Annotated in this window: 6 protein-coding genes; all 6 read left to right on the top strand. The window is 67.9% G+C overall.

Features of this window, described 5'->3' with window-relative positions; genetic code table 11:
- Positions 1-70: 70 nt before the first annotated feature.
- Positions 71-577, top strand: coding sequence for a hypothetical protein (locus VKQ35_RS17575; RefSeq protein WP_324363988.1), 507 nt, complete (start codon positions 71-73; stop codon positions 575-577).
- Between the two features lie 404 nt (positions 578-981).
- Positions 982-3,441, top strand: a complete 2,460-nt coding sequence (locus tag VKQ35_RS17580; protein WP_324363990.1) for a TonB-dependent receptor — start codon at positions 982-984, stop codon at positions 3,439-3,441.
- A gap of 109 nt (positions 3,442-3,550) precedes the next feature.
- Positions 3,551-5,527 carry a tetratricopeptide repeat-containing sulfotransferase family protein gene (locus VKQ35_RS17585; RefSeq protein WP_324363992.1) on the top strand — a complete coding sequence of 659 codons (1,977 nt, stop codon included), beginning with the start codon at positions 3,551-3,553 and terminating at the stop codon, positions 5,525-5,527.
- Between the two features lie 291 nt (positions 5,528-5,818).
- Complete coding sequence (locus VKQ35_RS17590) at positions 5,819-8,308, top strand: TonB-dependent receptor (protein ID WP_324363994.1); 2,490 nt, start codon at positions 5,819-5,821, stop codon at positions 8,306-8,308.
- A 302-nt stretch (positions 8,309-8,610) separates the two neighbouring features.
- Positions 8,611-9,423, top strand: a complete 813-nt coding sequence (locus VKQ35_RS17595) for a sulfite exporter TauE/SafE family protein (protein WP_324363996.1) — start codon at positions 8,611-8,613, stop codon at positions 9,421-9,423.
- Positions 9,424-9,603: 180 nt separating this feature from the next.
- On the top strand, positions 9,604-10,512 hold a 909-nt coding region (locus VKQ35_RS17600; protein WP_324363998.1), incomplete at its 3' end, for a GTP-binding protein.

Raw genomic sequence — 10,512 nt, forward strand, 5'->3', positions numbered from 1 at the left:
TTTTATATGGATTTTATGCCGTTCCGCACGTAACGTCCGTGCAGAAACTGAACTCTTGGTGTGGCGTAGAATGGAAAAATCGCAGTCGCGCGCCGACCAGCCGGCCTTGGTCGGCGGGCCGGCCAATCAAGGCCGTAGCTTCGCCAAGGACATCGCTGAACTGGCGCTTTTCCTTGAGCTGACCGAGCCCGCCGACCCCGCCCAGTTCGACGCCGCCGCGGCGGAAGTCGCCCAGGAGCGGAAGATTCCCGCCACCACCCTCAAGCGCTGCGCTTCAGAAGCGCGGGCGTTGATCGCCTTCGCCCACGAGAGCGGCGTGGTCGCCAAGGTCAAGGCGCAGGCCCACGGCTCCGACTGGGACCTGCGGCAGCGGCTGGCCGCCTGGCTCGACGAGACAAACCTGCGCACGGTCCTGAAGCAGCGGGCGCTGCGCCTCAACCGCCGCCGCGGCGGACGCCCGCCGACGCCCAGCCGCACCCTGCGCGCCGTTGAGGAGCTGATGGCCTTTGCCCGCGCCGGCCGGCCAGGCGCCGCCGACGAGCTGCGCTCGATCCGCGCCTTGATCGCCGACGCCTGAGCATTCTCCTCACCGGCTGAGGTCGCCCTGGCGCGGTCTTCAGTTCATTTCGAGCTCTCGTGGCGTCGGCGCCTCGGTTTTATTTGCGCACGAGTGTCAAAAGCCGCGCGCGGCGCCCAAGAAATGAGCCGTTCGGTGCGATCCGCTGTCTCGGGACTGTAATATTTGCAGGCGCCGCAAGAAGCGGTTTGCGGTCGTTCAGCGCGATTTCAGTCATCGCCTGTTGTCTTGAGCATCGCGCCGTAGACAGGGCCACACACCCCGCCACTCTCAAGGACAACAAAGAAACCGGCGGGGAGAAACGTTCGGTCGGGCCACCATAAAAAAACGGGGGTCATGACGTGAACAAACTATTCGTAGGCGTAAGCCTGATCGCACTTTCTGCTATGACGTCGACGGCGGCCATGGCGGCCGCGGCCGATACATCGTCTGTCGACGAGCTGATCGTCACCGGCACACGCGCCACCGGCATGAAGGCGGCCGACAGTCCGGCGCCGATCCAGGTGCTGGGCGCCACCGCCTTGAAACAGGTCGCCCAGACGGACCTGATGCAGGCCATCGCCCAGAACCTGCCCTCCTTCAACGCACAAGGCTTCGGCGGCGACGCCGCCAACCTGACGCTCTCAGCCGCCCTGCGCGGCGTCAGCCCGAACGACACCCTGGTGCTGGTGAACGGCAAGCGCCGCCACGGCACCGGCAACCTGGCGGTCGACGGCGGCAGCCCCTATTCCGGCTCGGCGGCGGCCGACCTCGGCCTGATCCCGATCGGCTCGATCGACCACATCGAAGTCCTGCAGGACGGCGCGGCGGCCCAGTACGGCTCCGACGCCATCGCCGGCGTCGTCAACATCATCCTGAAGAGCAACGACAACGGCGGCTCGCTCTCGGCGACCGGGGGGCAGTACTATGAAAATGGCGGCAAGACCGGGGCCTGGTCGTTCAACGACGGCAGCAAGATCGGCGACCATGGCTTCGTGAACTTCACGCTCGAGGAACGCTACCACGAGCATAGCATCCAGGGCGGCCCGGACCGGCGTCTCTACGACATCACCGGCAAGCTGCTGGCCACCGACAGCGCCGTCGACGCCGGCGTGGCCAACGCTCCCGGCGCGCCGAAAGTCAATTTCATCAACGGCGACCCGGCCTACAACCTCTACAACTTCTTCTACAACGCCGGGTACGACCTGGGCGGCGGCATCGAGGCCTACAGCTTCGGCAGCTACAGCCACCGCAACGCCTCGTCCTATGAGAACCTGCGCGTGCCCAGCAAGGTCAGCGGCACGACCTCGACCGGCGTGAAGTACTTCCCCTTCCCGGCCGGCTTCGATCCGGTCGAGGTGCTGGCGGAGGACGACTTCTCCTTCACCGGCGGCATCAAGGGCTCGATCGACGGCTGGAACTGGGACCTGTCGACCACCTATGGCCGCGACCGCGACGCGATCTCCACCGACGGCTCGGCCAATGCCCAACTGTTCCCGGTCCTGGCTGCGGTCTCGGCGACGCCGATCGCCCCGCAGCGTGATTTCTACGACGGGTCCTTCATCAACAGCGAATGGACGACCAACCTCGACATCGTGAAGAACATCGAGGCCGGCATGGCCAAGCCGCTGGTCCTCGCCTTCGGCGCCGAGACCCGGGAAAACACCTTCGAACTGACCGCCGGCGAGCCCTCCTCCTACTTCGGCGCCGGCGCCCAGTCCTTTACCGGCTATGATCCCTCCAACGCCGGGCGGCACACCCGGCGCGACTATGCCGGCTATGTCGATGTGGCTGCGGACCCGATCGAGAACCTGCACCTCGACGTGGCGGGCCGCTATTCGCACTACAGCGACTTCGGCGACGCCACGGTCGGCAAGCTGACCGGCCGCTACGACTTCAGCCCGATGATCGCCATCCGCGGCACCATCTCCAACGGCTTCCGCGCCCCGACGCTCGCCGAGGAGTACTACTCGGGCACCAACGTCTCACCGTCCTTCGCTGAGGTGCAGCTGCCGCCGAACTCGCTCTCGGCGAGCATCGCGGGCTTCACGCCGCTGAAGCCCGAGAAGTCGACGAACTACAGCGTCGGCTTCGTCGCCCACCCGATCGAAGGCCTGCAGATCAGCTTCGACGCCTATCAGATCGACATTCGCAACCGCATCGTCGTCACCGGGCTGATCTTCGGCTCCGATGTCAGCGGCGGCGTGAACCACGTGATCTCGCAGGCGGTGCTGAACGCCATTACGGCGCACGGCAACACGCTCGACAGCGGCATTTCCTACGCCGGCATCGCGGTCTTCACCAACGGCGTGAACACCCGCACCCAGGGCGCCGAATTGACCGTCAACTACGCCTCCGACTTCGGCGAATACGGCCACGTCGATTGGACCGGAGGTCTGAACTATAACAAAACCTCCGTCACCGGGGTCGCCGCCCTGCCGGCCGCCGACTTCTCCGCGGCGCCGACGATCATCACCCAGAACACCCTGCTGACGCCCAGTGCGCTCTCCGCGCTCACCACGGCCACGCCGCGGGAGAAGTTCGTGGGCAACGCCTACTGGACGCTCAGCAAGTGGAGCGTGAACCTGCGCGAGACGGTCTATGGCGAGACCTCAGAACTGACGACGACCAGCAACATCACCACGGACCTGAAGGTGCCCGTCTCGGCGATCACCGACCTGACCGTGGGCTACAAGGTCACAGACTGGGCCAAGGTCGAAGTCGGCGCGAACAACCTCTTCGACAAGAAGGCGCCGACCGTCCCCAACCTCGCCGGCCTCAACAAGCCAGCGAACGGCAGCAACGTCTGGAACTCGCCGATCGGCTTCACGCCCTGGGGTATAAACGGGGGCTACTACTACGGACGCCTGACCGTCAGCTTCTAGACGGCGGCGTCTTTCCAGGGCGACGGTGGGGCCGGGCGGAGGCTAACCTCCTCCCGGCCTCGTTCGTGTGGGGCCGGAGTCGCGAACCCGATGAGAAGATGCTCCCGACATGAGTGACGCCGGCGCCGGATCGCCGGCCGCGGTCATCGCGCGCGCCGCCGCCCTGCTGGCGAGCGATCCGCGGCAGGCTGGCCGCGAAGCCGAGCGCGTGCTGGCCGCCGCGCCGAAGGACCCGCGCGCCCTGCTGATCCTGGCCTCCGCCAAACGCCGGCTGGGGGACGCCGCCGGCGCGAAGACCTTGCTGGCGCCCTTGGCGCGAGCCTGGCCGAACGCCGCCAACACCCACTACGAGCTGGGGCTGGCGCTGACCGACCTGGGCGAGGCTGGCGATGCAGCTGGGGCCCTGCGTCACGCCGTCCGCCTGAACCCAGATCTCGCCGACGCCTGGCGGGCGCTGGGCGACCTGGCCTTCAAGGCCGGCGACATCGCGGGTGCGGACGCGGCCTATGCGGAGCACCGCATCGCCGCCGTCACCGAGCCCGCCCTAAAGCCCGCGGCGCGCGCGCTCTACGGCGGCCGGTTCGTCGAGGCCGAGGCGCTGCTGCGCCCCTATCTCGCGGCGCGCCTGAACGACGGCGCCGCGACCCGCCTGCTGGCCGAGGCCCATCTGCGTCAGGGACGCTATCCCGACGCCGAGGTGCTGTTCTCCCGCTGTCTTGAACTGGACCCGCAGCACGACGGGGCGCGGTTCAGCCTCGCCGACGCCCTCTTCCGCCAGCAGAAGGCCGCCGAGGCGATCCCGCTGGTCGAAGGCCTGCTGGCCCGGCGGCCGGACGACCCGGCCTACCTCAACCTGCTGGCCGCGTGCCTGGCCCTGGTCGGCGAGGACGCCCGGGTCATCTCCCTCTACGATCGCCTGCTGGCCGACTATCCGAAACAGCCGAGGCTTTGGCTGAACTACGGCCACACCCTTCGCGCCGTAGGCCGCCGGGACGAGGCCGTAGCCGCCTACCGCCAGTGCCTGGCCCTCGCCCCGGCCTTGGGCGACGCCTACTGGAGCCTGGCCAATCTGAAGGTCGGCGGCCTGACCGACGGCGACGTGGCCGCCATGCAGACGGCGCTTTCCCGCGCGGGCCTCGAGGCCGACGACCGGCTGCACCTGCATTACGCGCTTGGCAAGGCGCTGGAGGATCGCGCCGAGGCGGCCGGCGCCTTCAGGCACTACGCCAAGGGCGCGGTCCTGCGGCGCGCCGAAGTCCCCTATGACGCGCGTGAGCTGACCGATCATGTGCGCCGCGCCAAGGCGCTCTATTCCGCGGATTTCTTCGCCGAGCGGGCGACCGCCGGATCCTCCAGCGCAGCGCCGATCTTCATCGTCGGCCTGCCGCGCTCGGGCTCGACGCTCATCGAGCAGATCCTGGCCAGCCACAGCCGGGTCGAGGGCACCATGGAGCTGCCGGACATCGGCCTCATCGCCCGCGGCTTCGCGCCCAACTACCCCGAGGCTGTCGGGCGGTTGTGCGAGACGGAACTCACTGCCCTGGGCGATGGCTATGTCCAGGCGACCCGCATCCACCGGAAGCTCGGCCGCGACCGCTTCATCGACAAGATGCCCAACAACTTCCTGCATGTGGGCCTGATCCAGCTGATCCTGCCGCACGCCCGAATCATCGACGCCCGCCGCCATCCACTGGGATCGGGGTTCTCGGCATTCAAGCAGCACTTCGCCCAGGGCCAGGCCTTCTCCTACGACCTCGCCGACATCGGCCGCTACTATCGCGACTACGTGGAGCTGATGGGCCACTTCGACGCCGTCCTGCCCGGGCGCGTCCATCGGCTGATCTACGAGGACCTGATCGAGGACACCGAGCGCGAGGTCCGCCGGCTGCTGGACTATTGCGGCCTGCCGTTCGAGGCGGGCTGCCTGGCGTTCTACGACAACGGCCGCGCCGTGCGGACAGTGAGCTCCGAGCAGGTGCGCCGGCCGATCTTCCGCCAGGGGCTCGACCAATGGCGCGCCTACGAGCCCTGGCTGGAGCCGCTGAAGACGGCGCTGGGCCCGGCGCTTGAGGGCTGGCGGGGCTGATCACACGGCAAGGTAGCGGCGAATCGTCAGCGACCATCGCTCGATGAACCGGATTGTCTGAAAAATAGGCACAGATCGCGCAATATTCAGGCAAACAGCTCTGGTTTCCGTGGCGTCGCTGTGGCGGTTTTACAGTGTCCACAGACTATTTTGCACAAAATCGTCAAATCCAGGCGACGGCGCATGGACAGTTCAGCCTGTCGGCTCAGTGTCCGCTTGTCATCGGGACACCGAGGCTGGGGACGGCTGCCTCGGAAAGTTTGGGGAACGAAACTTATGAAAAACTTATACATGAGCGCGAGCGTCATCGCTTTGGCGACGCTCATTTCGTCGGCCGCGGTGGCGGCCGAAGCTGCGGCGGACGCCGCGACCGGGGTCTCGGAAGTGATCGTGACCGGCACTCGCGTCACGGGTGTTAAGGCCGAGGACAGCGCCGCGCCGGTCCAGGTCGTGGGCGCGCTTGCGCTGAAGCGGGTGGGACAGCCGGACCTGATCCAGGCCCTGTCGCAGAACCTGCCGTCCTTCAATGCGGAAGGCTATGCGGCGGACACCGCGGCGCTGACGCTGTCGGCCGCGCTGCGCGGCCTCAATCCCAACGACACCCTGGTGCTGGTGAACGGCAAGCGCCGTCACCCGACCGCCAACCTTCACGTCGACCCCAGCTCCTTCCAGGGCGCGGCGACCGCCGACCTCAGCTTCATCCCGGTGGGCTCGATCGACCACGTCGAAGTCCTCACCGATGGCGCGGCGGCCCAGTACGGCTCCGACGCCATCGCCGGCGTCGTGAACATCATCCTGAAGACCGCCAATTCCGGCGGCGCCGCCAGCCTGACCGGCGGCCAATACTATGAAGGCGACGGCGACACCGCCGCCTGGTCGCTGAACAACGGCTTCGCGCTCGGCGACAAGGGCTACATCAACACCACGATCGAGCAGCGCTACCACGGCTTCAGCCGTCAGGGCGGCGCGGACCGGCGGGTGTTCAACCTCGACGGCTCGATCGCGGCCGGCGACAGCGCCATCGACAAGGCCGGTCTGCCCGGAGCCGCCGGCTCGCCGAACGTCAACAACATCTACGGCGACACTCAGTCCAACACCTACGACGCCTTCTACAACGCCGGCTACGATCTCGGTGACGGGATCGAAGCCTACAGCATGGGCAGCTATGGCCACCGCAAGGCCTCGGCCTTCGAGAACTTCCGCCTGCCCAGCAAGGTGACCCGCACGGTGGGCGCCGTCACGACCGTGCCCTTCCCGCACGGCTTCTCGCCGCGCGAGCAGATCGTCGAGGACGACTACGCGCTGACCGGCGGCATCCGCGGCAAGGCGGCCGACTGGAATTGGGACCTCTCGACCACCTATGGCCGCGACCATGATGACGTCTCGACCATCAATTCGGCCAACGCCTCGCTGTTCGCCGACACCGGCCAGACGCCGCGCAACTTCTACGATGGCGCCTTCGCCTCGTCGGAATGGACCACGACGCTGGACCTCGACCGCACCTTCGACGTGGGCATGGCCGCGCCGATGAACCTCGCGCTGGGCGCCGAAAGCCGCCAGAGCAAGTTCACCATCGGCCAGGGCGATCCGCTCTCGACCTACAAGGAAGGCGGCCAGTCCTATCCCGGTTTCCAGGCCACGGACGCCGCCACCCACACCCGCACCAACTACGCGGGCTACGTGGACGTCGCGCTCACCCCGGTCGCGGGCCTCAAGATCGACGCCGCCGGCCGCTACGAGCACTACAACGACTTCGGCAGCGCGACGGTCGGCAAGCTGACCGCCCGCTACGACTTCAGCCCGATGTTCGCGCTGCGCGGCACGATCTCGAACGGCTTCCGGGCCCCGACGCAGGCCGAGGAGTTCTATTCGGCCACCAACGTCGCCCCGACCTTCGCGGTGGTGCAGCTGCCGGCCAACTCGCCGGCCGCGGCGCTCGCCGGCTTCTCGCCGCTGAAGCCTGAGAAATCCACCAACTACAGCGTCGGCTTCGTCGCCCACCCGGCGGAAGGCCTGCAGATCACCCTCGATGCCTATCAGATCGAGATCCGCAACCGCATCGTGGCCACCGGCACCCTGCTCGGCCTGAACAACGGCACGGTCGTGTCTCCCGGCGTCCTCAAGGCCATCGCCGCCCACGGCAATGTTCTGGATCCGGGCGTGACCTACGTCGGCATCAGCGTCTTCACCAACGGCGCCAACACCCGCACCGACGGCGCCGAGCTGACCGCCAACTACGCCTCGGACTTTGGCGACATGGGCCACGTCGATTGGTCGCTGGGCGTCAACTACAACAAGACCACGCTCACCAAGCAGTTCCCGCTGCCGGCCGCCGTGACCTCGGTCGCGATCGGCCAGACGGTGCTGCTCGGCCCCAACGCCGTCGACACGCTCACCACGGCGGTGCCGCGGGAGAAGGTGGTGGCCGGCGCCTATTGGACGCTGGGCAAGTGGAGCGCCAACCTGCGCGACACGGTCTTCGGGGAGACCTCGGAACGCTACAGCCTCGACGGCACCGGCAACGGCGGCGTCAAGACGCGCATCCCGGTCACCAGCATCACCGACCTCGAGGTCGACTATGCGATCCGCGAGGACCTGAAGTTGGCGGTGGGCGCGAACAACCTGTTCGACCACCATCCGCCGGCCATGCCGAACGTCTCCAACGGCGCCGGCGGCGTCCGCCCGGCCGACGGCAACAACGTTTATGGCGAGCCGCTGCAGTACTCCCCGTTCGGGATCAACGGCGGCTACTACTACGGGCGGATCACCTTCACCTTCTGAGGTCGCCCTCGCTTAAGAATGGCCGGTGGGGCCGAGTCGCGAGGCTCGGCCCCATTTGCTTTTTGGGGGCGTCCCAGACCTCCGCGCTGGAGGGGCCGACTCGCCGAACCGGGAATGTCCGATTGAGGGCGCCCGTGAGAGCAGACTGGTCAGAATCTGGGCGACAGGCAGCGCCAAAGCCCTCTCCGCGCGCCGATCCATAACCCTCGCCTGCAGCCGCTCGCCGCCCTGGCCTAGAAGGAAGACCGCCCGTCCGCGCCCAGGCCCGGACGGCCAGTAAATCCTTGAGGTGCGCATTGCTGTTGGCTGGCTTTCCCCCCACGACCATCGCCCTGCTCGTGGCGATCCTGGCGGCGTCGGCGCTGATGAGCGGACTGTCCGGCTTCGGATTCTCGGCGATCGGCGCGCTCTGCCTGATCTTCCTGCCGCCCAAGCTCGGCGTGCCGCTGCTGATGACCTTGTCGGCGGCCAACCAGATCATGTCGCTGCGCCAGCTGAAGGCGGACATGGCGCCGATCAAGCACTGGTGGCCCGATGGCCCGGCGCCCTATCTGCTGGGCGGACTGATCGGCGTGCCGGTGGGTCTGGCGATCCTGAGCTCCCTGCCGACCACCGACCTGATGCTGGTGTTCGGCGGCTTTCTGGTGATCTACGCCGGCTATTCCCTGGCGCGCCCACACGGTGCGCGCGCCACGGTGCAGGGGGGCTGGCTGGCCTCGTCGCTGGTTGGCATGTCCGGCGGGGTCATCGGCGGTTTCACCGCCTTTCCGGGCGCAGCGGTCGTGGTCTGGAACGGCCTGCGCCACGTGCCCAAGCGCGAGGCCCGCGCCATCGTCCAGCCCTACATCTTCGTCCTGCAGCTGCTCTCGATCTCGCTGCTCGCCCTGCAGAAGCCCGAGACCTTCGGCCCCAACTACTGGCTGCTGGTGGCGATCACCGTGCCGGTGGTGCTGCCCTGCACGCTCCTGGGCGTGAAGCTCTATCACTCGCTGTCCGACGTGAACTTCCGGCGGGTGACCTTCATCCTGCTGGGCGTCTCAGGCCTGGGACTGCTGATCAAGGCCGCCGACACCTTCCCCGCCGTGGCGAGCGCGGTGAAGTCGGTGCGGCTCTAGCCGCCGCGTCCGCGCACCGATTCGTGATGTAGACTCCGACAGAACTCGGGGCGTAGGCTTTCCCCATCAGGGCGGCGCGAGCCCCTGAAACGGTCCGCGACCGACCCAAAACCGCGCCATGGAAGCATCGCCTCCGCGCGACCGCGTCCCTGGCGCCCAAAGGTGATGGGAGACGCGACCATGCCAATCCAGACAGCGGGGTCCGTGCGCGCTCTGGCGCTCGTGGGCCCCACCAGCAGCGGCAAGACCACCTTGATGGAAGCCCTGCTGCAGGTCACCGGCGCCGTCGATCGGCGGGTCGGTGGCGAGAAGGTCGGCGACAGCAGTCCCGAGGCGCGCGCCCGCGGCCACTCGGTGGAGCTCAACCTCGCCGGCTTCGACTTCATGGGCGACCGCTATTCGGTCGTCGACTGTCCCGGCTCCCTGGAATTCTGCGCCGACCTCGACGCCGCCCTGCCGGCGGTGGACCTTGCCGTGGTTGTGGCCGAGCCCGATCCGGCCAAGGCCGCCCTGCTGCAGCCGACGCTGCGCGAGCTGGAGCGGCTGGGCGTGCCGCACGCGCTGTTCATCAACAAGATGGACCTGGCCCGAGGCTCGCTCTCCGACCTGCTGGCCGCGCTGGCCCCGGTCAGCACCGCGCCGCTGGTCGCCCGCCAGATCCCGACCTGGGACGGCGAGAAGGTCTCGGGCTTCATCGATCTCGCGCTGGAGCGCGCCTTCGTCTACCGGCCAGGCGAGCCCTCGACCCAGGTAGATATCCCGGGCGACCTGCGGGACGCCGAGGCGCAGGCCCGCTTCCACATGCTCGAGCAGATCGCCGACTTCGACGACGAGCTCCTGGAGCAGCTGCTTTCCGACGTGACGCCGAGCCGCGACGCGGTCTTCGCCGATCTGGTGCGCGAGATGAACGAGGGGCTGATTGTGCCCGTGTTCTTCGGCTCGGCGCAGAACGGCTTTGGGGTGCGCCGCCTCTTGAAGGCGCTGCGCCACGAGGCGCCGCTCGCCGACCGCGCCGCCAAGCGGATCGGGATCGAGGCCGGCGCCTATGTGCTGAAGGCGGCCTACGCCGGCCAGTCCGGCAAGCTCGCC

Source organism: Phenylobacterium sp. (assembly GCF_035309685.1).
GTDB lineage: Bacteria > Pseudomonadota > Alphaproteobacteria > Caulobacterales > Caulobacteraceae > Phenylobacterium.